Origin of the sequence: Ruegeria sp. HKCCE3926, assembly GCF_017872515.1 — a bacterium.
In the GTDB taxonomy this organism is placed as follows: Bacteria; Pseudomonadota; Alphaproteobacteria; order Rhodobacterales; family Rhodobacteraceae; genus Ruegeria.
Genome location: NZ_JAEDOU010000007.1, coordinates 175,374 through 193,259, shown reverse-complemented (window position 1 = coordinate 193,259; position 17,886 = coordinate 175,374). Strand labels below are relative to the sequence as shown.

Here is a 17,886-nt window from a genome sequence, read left to right as displayed (position 1 = left end):
TACCCCCGAAAGGTTCAGTTCGTTGTTTCCAGGCCCACCGGCTTGCCAACGACGACAAAGTGGAGACCGTCCGGGTCAAGCAGTTCGGCAGCAACGCGGTTGACATCTTCCAATGTCACCGCGTTCACCTTGTCATTGCGGGTGGCGATATAGTCGATCGGCAGGCCTTCCATCTGCATTCCGACCATGATCGAGGCAATCTGACCATTGCCATCGAACCGCAGCGGATAGGCGCCGGTCAAATAGGTCTTGGCGTCGTCAAGTTCCTCTTGCGTCACACCCTCGGTGGCCGCGCGCGCCCATTCATCGCGAATTACGTCGACGGCTTCGGCGATACGGTCATTGGCCGAGGACACGGACCCGAGGTAGACCGAAGCCAGATCCTTGGGCACCAGATAGGTCCCGACCCCATAGGTCAGGCCGCGCTTTTCGCGCACCTCCTGCATCAGCCGGCTTTCAAACCCGCCCCCGCCAAGAATGTGGTTCAGAACGAAGGCCGCAAAGAAATCCGGGTCATCCCGATCAATCCCGGCCTGACCGAACAAGGCCACGGACTGAGGCGTGTCGAATTCGACAACACTGACGCCGCCGGGAATGTTCACCTGGGCCTTGCCCGGGATGGGCTTGCCGGTGTCCGGCAAGTCGCCAAGCAGGGTATCAAGCAGGGTACCCAGTTCCTCAGCCGTGATATCGCCGACGGCCCCCACGTACAGACGATCCTTGGCGAACACGCCTTTGTAAGCCGCGACCACGTCATCGCGGGTCAGGGCCGAGACGCTTTCGATGGTGCCTTTCCCCTCGGATCCGTAGGGGTGATCGCCGTAGGCCATCTGCGCAAAGGTGAGGCCTGCGAGTTCGTTCGGGTCAGTCTGGTCCGAGCGCAGGCCCGACAAAACCTGCGCGCGCACGCGGTCAACCGCATCCTGATCAAAACGCGGTTCGTGGATCGTCGTGCGCAGCAAATCGACCACTTCATCCCGGTTTTCGGACAGAAAACGCGCGGAAATCGAAACTGAATCGTCGCCGGCATTGTATCGGAACGAAGCCGCCAGAGCCTCCAGCTCGCGGGCATAGGTCCGCGCATCCATGTCGCCCGCGCCTTCTTCGATCAGCCCGCTCATCAGGTTGACCGCGCCGCGTTTGTCAGGGTCGTCCAGCGACGTGCCACCACGGAACCGCAACTCCAGCGCGGTGAATGGGATGGAATGATCCTCGACCAGCCAGGCTTTGATACCACCGGGCGAGGTCACTTCTTCGATCTCGATCTCGGCCAAAGCCGGCAGGGCGACCAGGCAGGCAATCAGCGTTGCAACAAACCGTTTCATTGCGTCACCTCGTCATCGCGCATCAGCCAGCCTGTGACCGATGCCTCGGGTTGCAGAACTTCGCGGGCCGCGGCGATGATCTCATCCCCGGTCACGGCCTGAAGGATCTCGGGCCAGGCCTGAACATCTTCGACCGTCAGGCCGCTGGTCAGGGCCCGGCCATAGCGGTTGCCGATGCCGTCCACGTTGTCGCGCGCATAGGTCTGGGCGGCGCGCAGCTGCATCTTGATGCGCTCAAGATCGTCTTCGTTCACACCTTCGGCGATGAAGTCGGCCACGGCCTGGTCCATGGCGTCTTCGGCCTCTTGCAGGGAAACACCCTCGGACGGAACGACGATCAGATCAAAGGTCGTGTCATCCAGCGAAACACCGCGATAGAACGCTCCGGCATAGACGGCCTTTTGCTGATCAAACTGCAACTTTTCGTTCAGGTAAGACGTCGTGCTGCCGCCCAGCAACTCGGCCAGCAGAAACAGAGCCGCCGCTTTTTCCTGTTCGCCCGGATCGCGTTCCGGGGCCAGATAGCTGCGCTGAACGTAAGGCTGGGCCACGCGCGGGTCTTTGAAGGTCAGGCGACGCTCGGCCGTTTGCGGCGGCTCTTGGGACCGAACCCGCTCGGGCAGGTCCGGGTTGGCGGGAATCACACCGTAATACTGATCGGCAAGCGAGCGGACTTCAGCGGGATCGACATCGCCCGTGACCACCAGAATGGCGTTGTTGGGCGCATAATGGGTCTGGTAGAACGACAGCGCGTCCTCCATGTCCAGATCCTCCATCTCGTGCATCCAGCCGATGATCGGCACGCCGTAGCGGTGGTTCAGATACTGGGCCGCGCTCATCTGTTCGCCGAACAGGGCGCGCGGGTTGTTTTCGGTGCGCTGGTTTCGTTCCTCGAGAATCACGTCGCGTTCGGTCAGAATGTCCTCTTCGCTCAGCCGGAGGTTCCGCATCCGGTCGGATTCCATCCGCATCATCAGCTCAAGCCTGTCGGCGGCGACACGCTGAAAATAGGCGGTGTAGTCATACGAGGTGAAGGCGTTGTCGTTGCCGCCATTGGCAGCAACGGTGGCAGAGAACTCTCCCGGGGCCAGCGTGTCGGTGCCTTTGAACAGCAGGTGTTCCAGGAAATGCGCCACGCCGGATGATCCGATCGGCTCATCAGCGGATCCGGCCCGGTACCAGACCATATGCTGCACGACCGGGGCACGGTGGTCTTCGACCACGACGACATCCATGCCGTTGTCCAATGTGAATGTGGTGACCGCTTCTTTCCCGTCCTCGGCAAATACCGGGGCGGCAGCGATCAGGGCAGCCGACAAGGCCAGGGCCCGAACCATAGGGCATCCTCCGTTTCGTTTCTGGTATTCAAACTACGGTGACGTGGCCCGGGTTCAAGCCCGATGACAGAAAGTTAAGAATTATTCACCCGGCGGCGAAGAAGGGGTTTCGATCCCGGCCCGACGGGCGGCTTCCGTTTCCGCGAACGGATCGATCGATTGTTTTTCGTAAACCTGACCATAGCGGTCGACCGGGAACAGACGCAGGCCGGTCCAGCGCCCCCGGCGTTTGCGGAACGCGGCGTCATCAGCCTCGACCACCTGCCGCGCATCGGGAGAAACACCATATCGACTGGAAGCCGTGACAAGCGCTGCATCCGAGGATGGCACAGACGCGTTCGGATTCAGCGCAGCAGCATTGCCGCCCAGCGCAGCCACCGCATCGGCATTTGGGTTCGGATCCGTCAGATTCGCGCCACCCGGCGTGGGTGCAGGCAAGAACGCATAGTCCTGAGGTTGGGTCAGCGGCTTGACCGGCAGCACCGAAAACTCATCCGGCCCCGGGCCCGGAGGCGCCAGATCCCGCAAACCGGGATTCGAACACGCCGCAACCGCAGCGGCAACAGTCAAAACAAATAGGGCGCGCGGCATCCGCATTGGTGTCTCCAGCCTGTTTCAGGCGCTTTTATCGCATATCATTCCGCGCGTCACGAGGCCTTTTTGCCGTCAAACAGCACCAGCCCGATGGCTCCTGCAAATATGAAGACATCTGCGAGGTTGAAAACAAACGGATTGTTGATGCCGCAACAGGACATGTTCAGGAAATCCAGAACAAAGCCGTAAAGAACCCGATCCACCACATTCGCCAGCGCACCGCCGATCAGCAGGCCACCGCAAAACAGCATCAGCCCCGAATGGGCTGCACGGCTGAGCCAGACAAGCACGCCGACACAGATCGCCACGGAAATACCGATCAGAATCCAGCGCGCAGCCTCCGAATTTCCTTGGAACAGGCCGAAATTGATTCCCCGGTTCTCGCCGTATTTGAACACCAGAAGCGGTGGCACAACATCAATGCCGCCGGGCTGATCGGCCACGCGCATGACATGAACGACCAGATATTTGCTGATCTGATCGATCGCAAAGGCGGCCAGGGCCGCCCAGAGAAGCAGGCGTGACCGCATCAGTGACGGAAATGGCGCATGCCGGTGAAGACCATGGCCAATCCGGCCTCATCCGCAGCGGCGATCACTTCGTCATCCCGCATGGATCCTCCCGGTTGAATGACGCAGGTTGCACCTGCCTCGGCCGCTTCCATCAGCCCGTCAGGGAAGGGGAAGAACGCGTCCGAGGCCACGGCAGAGCCGATGGTCAACGGTTGGGCCAAGCCCAGCGCGTCGGCCATGCGCTCGGCTTTCTTGGCGGCGATCAGGGCCGAGTCCACACGGCTCATCTGGCCCGCGCCGACGCCGACGGTGGCGCCGTCTTTGACATAGACGATGGCGTTGGATTTGACGTGTTTGGCCACTTTCCACGCGAACAAAAGGTCACGCATCTGTTCGTCGGTCGGGGCCTTCTTGGTCACAACTTTCAGATCATCCAAGCCGACAAAGCCGTTGTCCTTGTCCTGCACCAGCAACCCGCCAGCCACCTGACGCACGGTTTTCCCGCCGGCGGCCACATCCGGCAAAGCTTCGGTTGTCAGCAGGCGCAGGTTTTTCTTGGCGGCAAAGATTGCCTTGGCCTCATCCGATGCGCCGGGAGCGATCACGACTTCGGTGAAAATCCCGGTGATCTCCTGCGCGGTTTCGGCGTCCAGGGGCTGATTCAACGCCACGATCCCGCCAAAGGCCGAGGTGCGGTCGCAATCGAATGCCGCCTTGTAGGCCTCAAGCAGGGTTGCACCCTTGGCCACACCGCAGGGGTTGGCGTGCTTGATGATGGCACAGGCGGCGCCCTCAGTGGGGTCAAACTCGGCCACAAGTTCAAAGGCCGCATCCGTGTCATTGATGTTGTTGTAGCTCAGTTCCTTGCCCTGATGCTGGATCGCGGTCGCTACACCGGGCCGATTGGTGCCGTCGGTGTAGAACGCGGCCTGCTGATGGCTGTTCTCGCCATAGCGCAAGGTCTGTTTCAATTCACCGGCAAACGCGCGGCGCTTGGGGGCTTCAAGCTCCAGCGCATCGGCCAGCCAGTTGGACACTGCCGTGTCATAGGCGGCGGTACGGGCATAGGCTTTCTGCGCCAGCTTGCGGCGGAATTTCGGACAGGTCGCGCCGTCGTGCTGATCCATATCGCCCAGCAGTTTTTCGTAGTCTTCAACATCCACGACCACATTTACGAACGCATGGTTCTTGGCCGCCGCGCGGATCATCGCCGGACCGCCGATGTCGATATTCTCGACGCACTCATCGTAACCTGCGCCTTTGGCCACGGTTGCTTCAAACGGATAGAGGTTCACAACCAGCAGATCGATTGCACCGATGCCGTGTTCGTTCATGGCTGCAACATGGGTGTCGTTGTCGCGCAGGGCCAGCAGCCCGCCATGCACCATCGGGTGCAGGGTCTTGACCCGGCCATCCATCATCTCGGGGAAGCCGGTGATCTCGCTGACATCCTTTACCGCAAGCCCTGCATCGCGCAGCGCCTTGGCCGTGCCGCCGGTCGACAGCAGCTCGACCCCGCGTTCGGCCAGCGCCTTGCCCAGCTCGATCAGCCCGGTTTTGTCGGATACGGAAAGCAACGCGCGGCGCACGGGGTGAAGATCGGTCATGGGTCCAAAGGTCCTTTTGGCGTCAGTCTAACTCGGGCTCGTCCCGGTGCGTATCGCGCACGGCATAGGCTGTGTCCTGTGCCTTGCTCAGAGTCCACCGGGTGCGCGTCGCATACTCCATTGCGCGCCCGGATAGAACGATCTGTTTTGTCGCGCGTGGCTTCAAACGCCCTTTTTCAAGGTAAACGCTTGGCTCGACGGACAATTTTCCAACGCCGTCATGTCGGAAAACCCAGATTTCACCGCTTTTGAGCGCCATCGACACTGCCGCCCCGCCCAAATCCAGCGCCGCATCGACATCCGGATGCAGGTGAAACCGGATGTCATAGCCAATGCCTTTGAGGCCCGAAGCGTCCATCGCCTTGTCAAATTGACGCTTTGCCTTGTCGGTCGCCGTCAGCAGAATATCCTCGACCGTCAGCTCGCGCCCGTCAAATCGCAACTCAAAGGTCCGCGCATGGGTCAGACCAAAGACCTTTGCGTATCCATCGTGCCCCGCCATGAAGCGGATGCCCTCGAACGCATCCTCGAAATCAACGGGCACCTCCTGTGGTGCGTCCACCAGCGCCTGCGCTTCACGCCCCGGCACCGGTTTGGCCAGCCGGGCGCTTGAGAACCCATCTAGGCAAAGCGTCGAGTGCGACGGCGTCGCCCGTCCTGCGCGGCGCCATTCCAGCCCGAAACTGGCCCCCGATCCGCAATTCACGATCAGCGGCCGCCGCCCCGAGGTCAGCTCGAACGCCAGAGTAGAGGCATGCGCATTGTACGAGGCCGCCCCCGACGGCGGTATGCTGGCATCCACGATCACCGTGGTGCGCGCCGCAGACAAACGGGCATAGCCCATTGGCAGTTCGGTCGCTGCCTTGTGCTTGACGCCGCTTTGCGCAAGGGCCTGTTCCAGTCGCCCTTCGACACCGCGCCCACCGCCATGGAACCGCGCCAAGGCCCCATCCGCATGGCGCAGGCTGCGCAGGGTCGGCGCGATCCGTTTGATCGCATTGGCCTGAGCGGCAGGCGTCCCGCGACCAAGATCATTCAGCGCAGCCGAAGTCCAGCTGAGCAGCGTGAATACCTCGAGCAATTCTTCCGGATTGCGGGTTGGAATTCCGCCCTGCGCATCCACCTGACGGTCGCATTCCCCGGCCAGGGCGCGCAGGGCCGGGTCGGCCATTCGCTCCAGCCCCTCCAGCGCCAGCCCGGCCTGCACCAGTCCGGCCAGCGCCTCGAACCGGGGCAGTCCCGGGGTCGCGGCATGCCAGCGTTTGGACAGGAACCATGTTTGCTGGGCCAGCGAGCGGAAAAACAGTTTGCTTTGTTTTTCATCCGCCCCTCGCAGCAGAAAAAGCGCATGGTTGATCCAGCGCATCACCCGACGTCCGGTCAGATCAGGCGCCCAGCCGGGCCCTTGCCCGCGGCCATGAGATTCGATCCATCCCCACACCCAGCGCTGCGCCTTTTCCCGCGCACGCATGTCTCCGACCGCCGCCAGATCATCCAGCCACGCAAAGCCGTGACGTTCTTCGTCAAAGCCGGCACTGGGGGCGGTGACGTCCCAAAGCCCGGTATCCTCGGCCTCGACCAGATAGCCCGCGAACAACAGATTTCCGGCAACCAGTTGCCGGCCACGTGCGAACGAACCCACCGAGCGCGGATCCGGTTGCGCAACAAACCCTGTGACCGCCTTTTGCCGCTGGCTCAGGCGCGCATAGAAACGGTTCTGAAACCGCATCCACCGACTGGCCATGGTGTCTGAATTCGACATGACGCGTGTTACTCTGCCCCTTGCGCTCTGCTGGCGCTTGAGACCCAACGATAGACCGCGCCGATCGTCAAGTCACCGAAAAGCGTGCGTTCAGACGGATTTGGTCAGACAAGCGATATAGAACCCGTCCATACCACCCCGATCCGGCCAATAATCCGGTCGCAATCGCAAGCCGCCTTCTTCGGTGATCCAATCCGTTTCGACACCGGGTACGTTCAGCGCGTCGCGATCCACGCTCATGTCCGAGTACATGTCCAGCGCCTCTTCAACCTGAACTTCCCCCTCGTCCGGCAGCAGGGAACACGTGCAATAGACCAGACGCCCACCGGGTTTGAGCAAGCCCCACGCATGGGCCAACATGCGCGTCTGGAGCTCGATCAGGCCGCCGAATTCCGAACCGTCCTTGGCAAACGGCAAGTCAGGATGCCTGCGAATCGTACCCGTGGCCGAGCACGGCGCGTCCAGCAGGATCGCGTCGTACCGGTCTTCGTGTTCCAGCGCATCGCCCACGATGACCTTCGCCCTGAGGCCGGTCCTTGCAAGGTTCTCGCGCACCCGTTCCATCCGTGATTCCGACACGTCTAGCGCCGTGACATTAGCCCCTGCGGCCGCAAGCTGCATCGTTTTCCCACCCGGCGCCGCACACAAATCCAGCACTTTCTGGCCCGCCTTCGGGGCCAGAACGCGAACCGGCAATGCGGCCGCCGCATCCTGCACCCACCAGTCTCCGGCCTTGTACCCCGGCAGGGTCGAGACCTGACCCGCATCGTGCAACCGCACCGACCCGGTCGGAAGGATCTCGCCTGAAGGGCCTTCCGCCCCGGGTTTCAAGGTAAGGTCCAGTGGCGCACCCGCGAAATGTGCCTGCTCCATTCCGGTAACGGCATCCGTGCCCCACGCTGCGATCAGCGGTTCACGCAACCAGTCCGGCAAACGCGGAACGCGCATCTTCGGCCACGCCTCGGGGCCTTCTGCCGCAACCTTGCGCAGAACGGCATTCACCAACCCCTTGAGGCGACCATGCTTGCGCGAACGGCTGACGATCTCGACCATGGAATTGACGACGCCATGGGCGGCTTCGCCGTTGCAAAGTTCGACCGCACCCAGTCTCAGCGCGTTGTGGACCGTCAGAGCGGGTGTTCGGTTCAGGTGGTTGGCCAGCAGGCGGTCGGCCCGTTCCAGCCCACGCAGTGTTTCCAACGCCAGTCGCTGGGCACGCGCGCGATCCTCGGGTTCCAACCGATCCACTGCGCCCGCCGCCAGACACTCGGCCAGCAGGCGACCTTCGCCCAGAACCTGATCCAGAAGATAGATTGCGCTGCGCCGTGCTGCTGTCGCGCTGTTAGACATGGTACCGCCTTCATGTGACCTGCGCCCGCATTGCCAATAGCGGACGCGGGCGTATATCAAGACTGCGCAAGGAAAGGAACCCGATGTCATGAGTGACGACCGCAAAGACTTGCCCCCCGCCGCCCAGCGCGCCCTGGCCGAAGCGGAAGAACGCCGCCGCAAAGCCAAAGCCGAGGCCCGGGAATTGCCGAAAGAGCTGGGTGGCCGAGACGGACCGGACCCGGCCCGCTACGGTGACTGGGAAAAGAAGGGCATCGCCATCGATTTCTGAACGGTCAACCACGCAGCGCCTTGAGGAAATCCTCGATCAGCGCCCGTTGTTTTCTGGACTTCGCCCGGTCTTCAGGCCAGGTCAGCCAGTACCCGTCTTTGGTGTGCAATTCGGGTAAATCCAGCCGCCGCAACCGACCCTCTTGCAAGTCGGCAAGGGCCAAGGGCACCGATCCCAAAACCACACCCATGCCGCGCTGCGCAGCCGAAATCGCATGTTCCATCGAATCAAAACTGATTTTTGATTGCGGCAGGTCCTGCTGGCCGTTTTTCTGGCTCCACTCTCTCCAGCCGGGGCGTTCTCCGCGCAGGTCAATCAATTGGGCGCCCCAGTCGACACCCGGCGGCGCCATGGGGGCAAGGACCTCAGGCGCGATCAGGGCGGCATCACGCCCGGCCCAGATGCCCCGACCATATCGGATTTGCAGCCAGGTTCGTTCTTCGTCCAAAGACGACCGGCGCGCGACCGAGTCGGTCATCACCCGAACCCCTGGCTGCATCTCGTGAAACCGGGTCAGCGCCGGCAGAACCAGTGCGTGGATGTTCGACGACAAGCCGGCCACGCGCAACTCGCGCGGGGATTTGCCAAACAGGTCCTCGGTATTGCGCTCCAGCGCGCGAAGGCTGTCCTGCACCAAAGGCAGATAGCTTTCACCTTCGACCGTCAGTGACACGCCCCGCGCCTCGCGCACGAACAAGGATCGGCCCAGCCAGGCTTCGAGGTTGCCGATCCGCTGGCTGACAGCGGCCTGCGTCAGCCCGAACTCCTTGGCTGCTGCCGAGAACCCACCAAGACGCCCGGCGGCCTCGAACACGCGCAGCCAGTCCAGTGGCGGTAGCCCGATCTTTTTCTTAGCCATTAGATTTTCCAAGCCTCAGCCGAAATAAGGATTAATTGTCGTAATGCCATGAACGGCGTATCTGCTCAACCAAAGCTCGCGCCGAACAGGAGACCCCAAATGCTGCGCACCGCCACCCATGACACTTCGATCGTCACCGTCGCGTTCGACACAGGAACGCAAGCCCGCTTTCACGCCGTCTGGTTGCGCGACAACGCGCTGGACCCGGAAACCCGCGCCCCGGGCAACGGCCAGCGGCTGATCACCATCGGCGATATCCCTGCTGACATCTCGGTCAGTTCAGCCGAGGTTGTCGCGGGCGGCCTTCAGGTCACGTTCCAGCCCGAAGACAAAACCGTTACCTTCCCGGCCGAATGGCTGGTCGAACACAACTATGATTGCGAACGGGACGATACGCTGGGCCGCACCGCCCCCGGCATCATCACCTGGGAAGGCGGGATCGCCGCACCCTCTGGCGATTGGAACGAGGTTCATGCCAGCCCTGCGGCCAAACGCAACTGGCTGGCGTCTGTGGCGAGTTACGGCTTTGCCAAGCTGACGGGCGGGCCTACCGAACCAGAATCGCTTTTGAAAGTGGCCGACCTGTTCGGCTATGTCCGCGAAACCAACTATGGCCCTTATTTCGAGGTTCGGACGGAAGTGAACCCGACCAACCTCGCCTACACCGGGCTTGGCTTGCAGGCCCACACCGACAACCCCTATCGCGACCCTGTGCCGACGCTGCAAATTCTCTATTGTCTGGAAAACAGCGCCGAAGGCGGCGACTCGATCGTGGTCGACGGCTTTCGCGCTGCCGAAAAACTGCGTGCGCAGAACCCCGAAGGTTTTGCGCTGCTGGCAGGCTACCCGGCGCGGTTTGAATATAAGGGGTCAGACGGTGTCTGCCTGCGGTCTCGCCGTCCGATGATCGAATTGTCGCCGGATGGAGAACTGGTTGGCATTCGCTTCAACAACCGTTCCTCAGCGCCATTCGTGGACGTGCCTTTCGACAGGATGGAAGCCTATTACGCGGCTTACCGCCAACTGGGCGAGATCATCGACGACCCGGCCATGGGCGTGTCGTTCAAACTGGAGCCGGGCGAAAGTTTCATCGTCGACAACACCCGTGTCCTGCATGCACGGCTGGGCTATTCCGGTGCCGGTTCGCGCTGGTTGCAGGGATGCTATGCCGACAAGGACGGGCTGCTGTCCAAACTGGCGGCGATGAAGATGACGCAGCCGGAGGCAGCGGAATGAAGCCCGATTTCTCGACCCTGAACCGGGACAATATCGTCGCCTTCATCGGGGATATCTTCGAACGCCGCGGCGGTGAGGAATATCTTGGCGAACCCGTCACCATGGCCCAGCACATGCTGCAAGGCGCCACCATCGCCGAACAGAACGGCCAGCCTGAAGAGATCATCGTCGGCGCCTTGTTGCATGATATCGGCCATTTCACGTCCGAATTCGGAACCTACCACCCCGATGATACCGAAGACCGCCACCACGAGGATGCGGGTGCTGAGGTGCTGGAACAGTTCTTCCCTTCGGTCATCACCGATTGCTGCCGCTATCACGTGGCCGCCAAACGGTATCTCTGCGCCACCAAGCCCGAATATTTCAACCGCCTCTCTGCCGCCTCGGTCCATACCTTGGAACTGCAAGGCGGCCCGATGAGCGCCGAAGAAGTCGCCGCCTTCGAATCCAATCCAAACCTGAAAGAGATCATTCAAGTCCGGTACCTGGATGAGGCCGGCAAACGGGCGGACATGGAGACACCGGATTTCGCCCATTTCGCACCGATGGTGCAGCGCATGGTCGACAAGCACCTGGGGGCATCATGACCGCACCCGAGTACATCTTCGAGGCCAGTTCCAAGCCATCCCTGCCGTGGCACGAGGTTCCCCTGATCCGGGCGACGGACAACACGGTTAGGGGGTACGGCTGTTTGGTTGACGACCCCGAGACCTTTGAAATCGAGATCGTACGCTGGCCGCAGCAGGGCTGGCGACCGATTGACGACGGCACGGGTGACGAAGGCGGCTGGGTTGAAGGCACGTTCAAATGCGATTGGCAGGGTGACGTGCTTTACGGTGAGAACGAGGCGGTCAAAGGCCATTACGTGCTGGGTTGGTCCGCCGACCCTCAGCACGCGCAAACCGACCGGCAAACGGCCCCGCGGGATCAGGTGTTGCTGTGGCATATGAATTATCACCCCGATGGCGGGCAGATGTTCTGGCCGCTGGACAACAAGCCCTTCATCGTGCCCGCGGCCCTGCCTGGCGACAATCTGACCCCGGACAAGGTGGTGGCATTCTGGTGTGACGGGTCAAAGGGGCTCTATATCCATCCCGGCATCTGGCACGAGGGGATTTTCCCGGTCGAGGACAACCAGCGTTTTCTGGATCGTCAGGGCCGGGTCCACGCGCGGGTCAGCGCCGATATCGGCAAAGAGTTCGGCGTTTATCTGGCCTGCCCGCTGCGGGCGGACAAAGTCAGGGATTTGTGACCAACGCCCCCTGATGCCTCTGGCGCCGGCGCGCAATCCAGATCTGCACGGCCAGCAGATAAGGCACAAAGAACGCGAAATTCTGCACCAGATCAAAAGGGCCCGAGAAATCGGGCTCTGACCCCACCCCTCCGGTCAGCAGATACCAAAGCGTATAGTGGACTCGGTAAAGCCACGACCCCAACGCCAGCCAGAACAGCCGCAATCCCCATGCCCAATGGCCTGCGCGATCCCCTTCCAAAGCCCTGCGCGCCACCATCAGCGCAGCCGTGAAAAGACACAGCCCGTACAGAAAAAAGGCGGCAGACATCAGCGGCCCACCGATGGTTCCGCGCAGGGGAATATAGCTCATGCCCGCCAGCCCGGTGATCCATGCCAGCGCCACCAGACAGGCTCCCAACATGCGGTGAAATCGATTGTACTTGAGCCGCAGCCCCTTCAACAGTTGAAGCGGGACGAGTGCGACCAGAAAAGTACCAGCCAGAATGTGTACCAACATCGCGGCATTGCCGACATTCTCACCATCAGCGAACAAGTAACTGTGCCGGGCAGCGTCCTGCGACAGGCCTTTGCCGATCATTCCAACGCCATGCGCAACGAATGGCAACAGTGTCAGGTAGAACACCGCAAGCAAAATGCCGGTTGCCAGTCCAGAGCGCCGAATCCTCATGAATCAAAGCTTAGCGTCGGCGACCGCTTCGTCTATGGCTCACAGACCCAGCACATCCACCATGTCATATTGGCCGGGTGCCTTCCCCTGCCCCCACAGCGCCGCCTTCAGCGCGCCGCGGGCAAAAATCGCGCGGTCGCTGGCCAGATGGCGCAAAACGATGCGCTCGCCGGGCGCGGCGAACAGGACGTCATGTTCACCAACGATGTCTCCGCCGCGAATGGCGTGGAAGCCAATGTCACCACGCTTGCGCGCACCGGTGATGCCATCCCGCCCCCGGTCGGCCACATCCGACAGTTTGACGCCACGCCCCTCGGCGGCGGCCTCGCCCAGCATCAGCGCGGTGCCGGATGGTGCGTCTACCTTGTGATGGTGATGCCCTTCGATGATTTCGATATCAAAATCCTCATCCAGTGCAGCCGCGACTTTCTTGGTCAGTTGCACCAGCAGGTTGACGCCAAGGCTCATGTTCCCTGCCCGCACGATCACCGCGTGGCGCGAGGCCGGTTCCAGCGCGGCGATCTGCTCATCCGTCATGCCGGTCGTGCCGATCACATGCACGCAACGCGCCTGCGCGGCCAAAGCGGCAAAGTCCAGCGTCGCCTCGGGCGCGGTAAAGTCGATCACCGCCTGTGCCTGCGCAAAAGCTTCCAGCGGGTCATCGGTAACTTTGACGCCCAGCGCCTGGCCACCCATGGCTTCGCCCACATCCTGACCGACCCAGTCATGCCCCATGCGCTCGACCACGCCGACCAGACGCGCCTGATCACTGTCGGTTACGGTCTTGATCAGCATCTGCCCCATACGGCCCGAAGCCCCTGTGATGACGATACCCGGAATATGGGTCATGGCGGTATTCCCTTGCTGCAAACTGCTCAAAGCCTCCTACCCCGTTCGCGCCCGCTTGGCAAAGCCCCGGTTTGCGCTTAGATCGGGGATTATGGCAAAGAACAAATTCCACGATGGCCCCGGCCCGTCCCAACGACAGCTGCGCGTCGGCGAACTGATCCGCCGCACCCTGTCCGAGGTTCTGGCGCGCGGAGATGTCCACGACCCCGACCTGAACCGCATGTCGATCACAGTGGGTGAGGTGCGCACCTCGCCCGATCTGAAAATCGCCACCGCCTATGTGCTGCCCTTGGGCGGCAAAGGGCAGGAGGACGTGATCGATCTGCTCGCCCGCAACAAAAGTGAACTGCGGCGCATGGTCGGTAAAAAGGTCGGCCTGAAATTCTCGCCCGATCTTCGGTTCCGCCTGGATGACACGTTTGACCGTCTGGACGACACCCGCCGCATGTTCGAACAGGACGCGGTGCGCCGCGATCTGGACGAGTGATCCGGGCATTCGTCACATTGGGCGCGGTTGTCTGGGCCGCACAAGCCTCTGCGGTCACTTGCGAAAAGCTGACCCATGATGACAAGCGCTATACCATCTGCGAGGTCGACGCGGAAAACGAAGACCTGCGCCTGTTTCTCAACGACGAAAACGGGGATCTGCTGGGGCATTTCTCGTCGGTGAACGAGGCGCTGGCCCCCGGCGGCAAGCGTCTGGCCTTTGCCATGAACGCGGGAATGTACCACGATGACCGTTCGCCCGTCGGCCATTATGTCGAGAACGGCAAAGAGGTCATGCGGGTGATCTCCAACCCCGGCCCCGGCAATTTCGGCCTGCTGCCCAACGGCGTGTTCTGCATCCGCGAGGGCCGCGCTGACGTGTTCGAGACGCTGGATTTCATCGACCGGGCCCCCGACTGCCGGTTCGCCAGCCAATCCGGCCCGATGCTGGTGATCGATGGCGACCTGCACCCCCGGTTCCTGCCCGATTCGACTTCGCTCTATGTGCGCAACGGGGTGGGCACCAGCGCCGATGGTACCCGCGCGGTGTTCGCGATTTCCGAAGATTACGTCACATTCCACGAATTCGGCCGTCTGTTCCGCGACGTGCTGGAAACTCCGAATGCGCTGTTCTTCGATGGCAATATCTCTCGCATGTATGACCGCGCGAACAATCGGTCCGATGTCGGGTTTTCGCTGGGGCCGATCGTGGGTGTGGTCGAAGACGCACCTTGAAATTGACAGGACGATGGCGATCCGCTAGGTCGCGCGCCTCAGCAAGATTGAAGGTGCTATATGGGACGCAAACGCAAGGGTCGCGACATTTCCGGCTGGCTGGTGGTGGACAAGCCCGCGGGCATGACGTCGACCGCTGTGGTCAACAAGGTGCGCTGGGCGATGGATGCCAAAAAGGCGGGCCATGCGGGTACGCTTGACCCCGAAGCGACCGGCGTTCTGGCCGTGGCTCTGGGTGAGGCGACCAAAACCGTTCCCTACATCACGGACGCTCTGAAAGCCTACACCTTCACTGTCCGTCTGGGCCAGGCCACCAACACTGACGATGCCGAGGGCGAAGTGATTGCCGAAAGCGATGCCCGCCCGTCGGATGAAGACATCAAACAAGCATTGACCCCGTTTCTGGGCGACATCATGCAGGTTCCGCCCAAGTTTTCCGCCGTGAAAATCGACGGCCAGCGCGCCTATAAACTGGCCCGCGACGGCGAAGACGTGGAACTGACAGCCCGGCCTCTTTGGGTCGAGGAACTGATCCTTGTCGACCGCCCCGACGCAGATCACGTGGTGTTGGAGATGACCTGCGGCAAGGGCGGTTATGTCCGCTCGATCGCCCGCGATCTGGGTGAAGCGCTGGGATGCCACGGCCACGTCCGGGAACTGCGCCGGATCTGGTCCGGACCGTTCGAGGCCGAAGACGGGTTGAGCATCGAACAGATCGACGAAATGGCAAAAACCACGGCGTTGGACGACTATCTGCACCCGCTGGAAGCCGGCCTGTCCGACCTGCCAGAGCTTAAATGCACCCCCGAAGGCGCAACCCGCCTGCGCAATGGCAACCCGGGCATGGTGTTGGCCTCGGATGTTGAATACGGCGACGAGGCATGGGCCTCGCTGGATGGCAAGGCCGTGGCCGTGGGGGTTTACAAATCGGGCGAATTGCATCCCAGCCGGGTGTTCGCCGCCTGAACCACGTGTTAGGCGAAAGGCATGATCACCCGAACGCACACCAAGGGCGATGCGCCCTCGACCGCCATTTACTCCGACTGCGAGAAATACCGCTATAGCCTGACCCGCGTGTGGGACCCGGCAGGGCGCAAGGCGCTGTTTGTCATGTTGAACCCGTCTACCGCGACCGAAGTGCAGAACGACCCGACGGTTGAACGCTGCGAACGTCGTGCCCGGGCGCTGGGGTTCGGCGCGTTTCAGGTGACCAACATCTTTGCCTGGCGCGACACCGATCCGCGCAAGATGCGCGCTGCTGCCGATCCGGTAGGCCCGGAAAATGACGCCGCCATTCTGGAAGGTGTTCGGTGGGCTGATCAGGTCATCGCCGCCTGGGGCACCCATGGTGCGCATCTGGACCGGGGCCCGGCGGTGGAAACCCTGCTGCGCCGGACCGGCCAGCCGCTGTTCCATCTGGGCTTGACCAAAGACGGTCACCCCAAGCACCCGCTTTATATCGCCTACAGCCAACAGCCCGAGCAATGGTGATAAAGTATTTACCATTTCAATAACTTGACTTTGACCCGATTGCCGATTGCATGGGATGTTCACCCTCGGAGCATTCTGCGATCGGAGAGGTGTCATGTTTCTGGCCGGATTGATCGGACTCGCCGCCATCGGCGGTGCCGCATACGCGATGAGCGATATGCTGATCGAAGACGAGGACGTTTCAGAGGACGGGCCCAACGAGGACCCGGAAGCGCAACCCTACACCGGAGAGTTTCTTGAGATTGGCGAAAACGTCGAAGACCCGGTGAATCCCGACATCGAAACCCAGTCCACTGGCACCGTAATCTCTGAAATCGAAGGAGACCTGGTGATTGCCGGCAGCGATGGCCCTGACCAGATCACCGGTCAGGACGGTGTTGACCAGATCAACGGGTTTGGCGGCGATGATACCATCGACGGCGGCAAGGGCGATGACGTTCTGCACGGGGGCGAAGGTACGGACACGATTTCGGGCGGTCAGGGTGATGATGTTCTGCACGGAGAGGCGGATAACGACATTCTGTTCGGCAATGAGGGGGACGATGCCCTGTTCGGCCATTTCGGGGACGACACCCTGGATGGCGGCGAAGGCGAAGACGAGCTCTATGGCGGTCAGGGCGACGATACTCTGACGGGCGGGGCGGATGATGACGCGTTGCAGGGCGGGTTCGGAGACGATGCCCTGAACGGTGGCGCAGGTGAAGATACGGTCTTTGGCGGCGACGGCGATGACTTTGTCTTTGGCATCGAAGATGGCGCAGCCGAAAAGGACTTCCTGAATGGCGGCGCCGGTGACGACACCATTGTGGCAGGCGGCGGGGATGTGGTTAACGGTGGTGAAGGCGCCGATGACATCGTGCTGAGCCCGGGTGACGAAGACGTGACCGTCATGGGATTCCAACCCGGTGAGGACAAGCTGCTTGTCACCTGGGAGGATGAGGCCGACCCGGAGATTGAGGTGGAACCTGACGCTGAAAACGCCAATCTGACCCGGGTGATGATCAACGGTCAGGAAGTGGCGCAGGTATACGGGGCTCAAGGCATGACGGTGGCCGACATTCAATTGATCACCGAAGCGCAACTGGCCCAGTACGGGCAGATGGTCTGAGCCCGCAAATTCCCTTTGCCATTTGGTGAAAATGCGCTTATACGCGCCCATCCGCATCGGAATCGGTGCGGTTTTCTCCATGGGCCTGTGCTGGACGACATCCCGGCCTGCGCCATCAACTCTAACCTTTGAAGGAGACCCCGATGTCGATCACTGCTGAAGAAAAAGCACGCGTCATGAAAGAATTCGCAACCAAAGAGGGCGACACCGGTTCGCCTGAAGTACAGGTTGCCATCCTGACCTCGCGCATCACCACTTTGACCGAGCACTTCAAGACCCACAAGAAAGACAACCACGGTCGTCGCGGTCTGCTGAAGATGGTTGCCCAGCGCCGCAAGCTGCTGGACTACCTGAAAGGCAAAGAAGAAGCACGTTACCAGGACCTGATCAAAAAGCTGGGCATCCGCCGCTAAGCGCTTTTTTGCAGATGACCTGAAACCGG

20 protein-coding genes are annotated in these 17,886 nt (G+C 61.5%); 10 read left to right on the top strand and 10 right to left on the bottom strand.

What is annotated here, in order from left to right:
* Window positions 1-14: 14 nt before the first annotated feature.
* From I9184_RS16880 to I9184_RS16850, 7 genes are all read right to left on the bottom strand, one after another.
* Complete coding sequence (locus I9184_RS16880; RefSeq protein WP_209835227.1) at window positions 15-1,325, bottom strand: pitrilysin family protein; 1,311 nt, start codon at window positions 1,323-1,325, stop codon at window positions 15-17.
* Window positions 1,322-2,662: a pitrilysin family protein gene (locus tag I9184_RS16875; RefSeq protein WP_171724670.1), complete on the bottom strand. Its 1,341-nt coding sequence runs from the start codon at window positions 2,660-2,662 to the stop codon at window positions 1,322-1,324. Before I9184_RS16875 ends, I9184_RS16880 begins: the two co-directional genes overlap by 4 nt.
* Before the next feature lie 81 nt (window positions 2,663-2,743).
* A complete protein-coding gene (locus I9184_RS16870; protein WP_171637281.1) occupies window positions 2,744-3,259 on the bottom strand; it encodes a DUF3035 domain-containing protein in 516 nt (171 codons plus the stop codon).
* A 50-nt stretch (window positions 3,260-3,309) separates the two neighbouring features.
* The gene (lspA, locus tag I9184_RS16865) at window positions 3,310-3,786 is read right to left on the bottom strand and encodes a signal peptidase II (protein ID WP_171637283.1); all 477 of its coding nucleotides are present in this window, start codon (window positions 3,784-3,786) and stop codon (window positions 3,310-3,312) included.
* A complete protein-coding gene (purH, locus tag I9184_RS16860; protein ID WP_209835226.1) occupies window positions 3,786-5,375 on the bottom strand; it encodes a bifunctional phosphoribosylaminoimidazolecarboxamide formyltransferase/IMP cyclohydrolase in 1,590 nt (529 codons plus the stop codon). Before purH ends, lspA begins: the two co-directional genes overlap by 1 nt.
* Before the next feature lie 22 nt (window positions 5,376-5,397).
* Window positions 5,398-7,137 carry a heparinase II/III family protein gene (locus tag I9184_RS16855; RefSeq protein ID WP_171724674.1) on the bottom strand — a complete coding sequence of 580 codons (1,740 nt, stop codon included), beginning with the start codon at window positions 7,135-7,137 and terminating at the stop codon, window positions 5,398-5,400.
* 90 nt (window positions 7,138-7,227) lie between these two features.
* Window positions 7,228-8,487, bottom strand: coding sequence for a transcription antitermination factor NusB (locus I9184_RS16850; protein WP_209835225.1), 1,260 nt, complete (start codon window positions 8,485-8,487; stop codon window positions 7,228-7,230).
* 88 nt (window positions 8,488-8,575) lie between these two features.
* On the opposite strand from I9184_RS16850, the gene I9184_RS16845 reads away from it, so the two are divergent.
* A complete protein-coding gene (locus I9184_RS16845) occupies window positions 8,576-8,758 on the top strand; it encodes a DUF1674 domain-containing protein (protein ID WP_152459369.1) in 183 nt (60 codons plus the stop codon).
* Window positions 8,759-8,762: 4 nt separating this feature from the next.
* On the opposite strand, the gene I9184_RS16840 is transcribed toward I9184_RS16845, so the two are convergent.
* Window positions 8,763-9,617, bottom strand: coding sequence for a LysR family transcriptional regulator (locus I9184_RS16840; protein ID WP_171637293.1), 855 nt, complete (start codon window positions 9,615-9,617; stop codon window positions 8,763-8,765).
* Between the two features lie 99 nt (window positions 9,618-9,716).
* Here I9184_RS16840 and I9184_RS16835 point away from each other — a divergent pair, with 99 nt between their 5' ends.
* The 3 genes from I9184_RS16835 to I9184_RS16825 are packed head-to-tail and all read left to right on the top strand — an operon-like array spanning window position 9,717 to window position 12,105.
* On the top strand, window positions 9,717-10,853 hold the full coding sequence (locus tag I9184_RS16835) for a TauD/TfdA family dioxygenase (RefSeq protein WP_209835224.1): 1,137 nt from the start codon (window positions 9,717-9,719) through the stop codon (window positions 10,851-10,853).
* Window positions 10,850-11,440, top strand: a complete 591-nt coding sequence (locus tag I9184_RS16830; protein WP_171117191.1) for an HD domain-containing protein — start codon at window positions 10,850-10,852, stop codon at window positions 11,438-11,440. Before I9184_RS16835 ends, I9184_RS16830 begins: the two co-directional genes overlap by 4 nt.
* Window positions 11,437-12,105 carry an ureidoglycolate lyase gene (locus tag I9184_RS16825; protein WP_171724678.1) on the top strand — a complete coding sequence of 223 codons (669 nt, stop codon included), beginning with the start codon at window positions 11,437-11,439 and terminating at the stop codon, window positions 12,103-12,105. The genes I9184_RS16830 and I9184_RS16825 overlap by 4 nt, the downstream gene beginning before the upstream one ends.
* Here I9184_RS16825 and I9184_RS16820 read toward each other — a convergent pair.
* A complete protein-coding gene (locus I9184_RS16820; RefSeq protein WP_171724679.1) occupies window positions 12,092-12,775 on the bottom strand; it encodes a DUF2306 domain-containing protein in 684 nt (227 codons plus the stop codon). The two genes, I9184_RS16825 and I9184_RS16820, sit on opposite strands and share 14 nt — an antisense overlap.
* Before the next feature lie 39 nt (window positions 12,776-12,814).
* Complete coding sequence (gene dapB, locus I9184_RS16815) at window positions 12,815-13,624, bottom strand: 4-hydroxy-tetrahydrodipicolinate reductase (RefSeq protein WP_209835223.1); 810 nt, start codon at window positions 13,622-13,624, stop codon at window positions 12,815-12,817.
* Between the two features lie 91 nt (window positions 13,625-13,715).
* Here dapB and rbfA point away from each other — a divergent pair, with 91 nt between their 5' ends.
* The 6 genes from rbfA to rpsO all read left to right on the top strand — a co-directional run bounded on the left by rbfA (window position 13,716) and on the right by rpsO (window position 17,857).
* Entirely contained in the window at window positions 13,716-14,111 is a 396-nt protein-coding gene (rbfA, locus tag I9184_RS16810; protein ID WP_152459376.1) for a 30S ribosome-binding factor RbfA, read from the top strand.
* Window positions 14,108-14,845: a phosphodiester glycosidase family protein gene (locus I9184_RS16805; protein ID WP_209835222.1), complete on the top strand. Its 738-nt coding sequence runs from the start codon at window positions 14,108-14,110 to the stop codon at window positions 14,843-14,845. Before rbfA ends, I9184_RS16805 begins: the two co-directional genes overlap by 4 nt.
* A 60-nt stretch (window positions 14,846-14,905) precedes the next feature.
* Window positions 14,906-15,811 carry a tRNA pseudouridine(55) synthase TruB gene (gene truB / locus I9184_RS16800; protein WP_170346688.1) on the top strand — a complete coding sequence of 302 codons (906 nt, stop codon included), beginning with the start codon at window positions 14,906-14,908 and terminating at the stop codon, window positions 15,809-15,811.
* Window positions 15,812-15,832: 21 nt separating this feature from the next.
* Window positions 15,833-16,336 (top strand): DUF1643 domain-containing protein, encoded by a 504-nt coding sequence (locus tag I9184_RS16795; protein ID WP_170346689.1) that lies wholly within the window; start codon window positions 15,833-15,835, stop codon window positions 16,334-16,336.
* A 94-nt stretch (window positions 16,337-16,430) separates the two neighbouring features.
* Window positions 16,431-17,444 (top strand): calcium-binding protein, encoded by a 1,014-nt coding sequence (locus I9184_RS16790; RefSeq protein WP_209835221.1) that lies wholly within the window; start codon window positions 16,431-16,433, stop codon window positions 17,442-17,444.
* 143 nt (window positions 17,445-17,587) lie between these two features.
* Window positions 17,588-17,857 carry a 30S ribosomal protein S15 gene (rpsO, locus tag I9184_RS16785; protein ID WP_152459381.1) on the top strand — a complete coding sequence of 90 codons (270 nt, stop codon included), beginning with the start codon at window positions 17,588-17,590 and terminating at the stop codon, window positions 17,855-17,857.
* The last annotated feature ends 29 nt before the right edge of the window (window positions 17,858-17,886 follow it).

Coding starts and splice junctions, on each gene's coding strand:
- I9184_RS16790 (WP_209835221.1), top strand. CDS start 16,431: ATGTTTCTGGCCGGATTGATCGGACTCGCCGCCATCGGCGGTGCCGCA.
- lspA (WP_171637283.1), bottom strand. CDS start 3,786: ATGCGGTCACGCCTGCTTCTCTGGGCGGCCCTGGCCGCCTTTGCGATC.
- I9184_RS16795 (WP_170346689.1), top strand. CDS start 15,833: ATGATCACCCGAACGCACACCAAGGGCGATGCGCCCTCGACCGCCATT.
- rpsO (WP_152459381.1), top strand. CDS start 17,588: ATGTCGATCACTGCTGAAGAAAAAGCACGCGTCATGAAAGAATTCGCA.
- rbfA (WP_152459376.1), top strand. CDS start 13,716: ATGGCAAAGAACAAATTCCACGATGGCCCCGGCCCGTCCCAACGACAG.
- I9184_RS16880 (WP_209835227.1), bottom strand. CDS start 1,325: ATGAAACGGTTTGTTGCAACGCTGATTGCCTGCCTGGTCGCCCTGCCG.
- dapB (WP_209835223.1), bottom strand. CDS start 13,624: ATGACCCATATTCCGGGTATCGTCATCACAGGGGCTTCGGGCCGTATG.
- I9184_RS16875 (WP_171724670.1), bottom strand. CDS start 2,662: ATGGTTCGGGCCCTGGCCTTGTCGGCTGCCCTGATCGCTGCCGCCCCG.
- I9184_RS16835 (WP_209835224.1), top strand. CDS start 9,717: ATGCTGCGCACCGCCACCCATGACACTTCGATCGTCACCGTCGCGTTC.
- I9184_RS16830 (WP_171117191.1), top strand. CDS start 10,850: ATGAAGCCCGATTTCTCGACCCTGAACCGGGACAATATCGTCGCCTTC.
- I9184_RS16825 (WP_171724678.1), top strand. CDS start 11,437: ATGACCGCACCCGAGTACATCTTCGAGGCCAGTTCCAAGCCATCCCTG.
- truB (WP_170346688.1), top strand. CDS start 14,906: ATGGGACGCAAACGCAAGGGTCGCGACATTTCCGGCTGGCTGGTGGTG.
- purH (WP_209835226.1), bottom strand. CDS start 5,375: ATGACCGATCTTCACCCCGTGCGCCGCGCGTTGCTTTCCGTATCCGAC.
- I9184_RS16820 (WP_171724679.1), bottom strand. CDS start 12,775: ATGAGGATTCGGCGCTCTGGACTGGCAACCGGCATTTTGCTTGCGGTG.
- I9184_RS16850 (WP_209835225.1), bottom strand. CDS start 8,487: ATGTCTAACAGCGCGACAGCAGCACGGCGCAGCGCAATCTATCTTCTG.
- I9184_RS16840 (WP_171637293.1), bottom strand. CDS start 9,617: ATGGCTAAGAAAAAGATCGGGCTACCGCCACTGGACTGGCTGCGCGTG.
- I9184_RS16870 (WP_171637281.1), bottom strand. CDS start 3,259: ATGCGGATGCCGCGCGCCCTATTTGTTTTGACTGTTGCCGCTGCGGTT.
- I9184_RS16845 (WP_152459369.1), top strand. CDS start 8,576: ATGAGTGACGACCGCAAAGACTTGCCCCCCGCCGCCCAGCGCGCCCTG.
- I9184_RS16855 (WP_171724674.1), bottom strand. CDS start 7,137: ATGTCGAATTCAGACACCATGGCCAGTCGGTGGATGCGGTTTCAGAAC.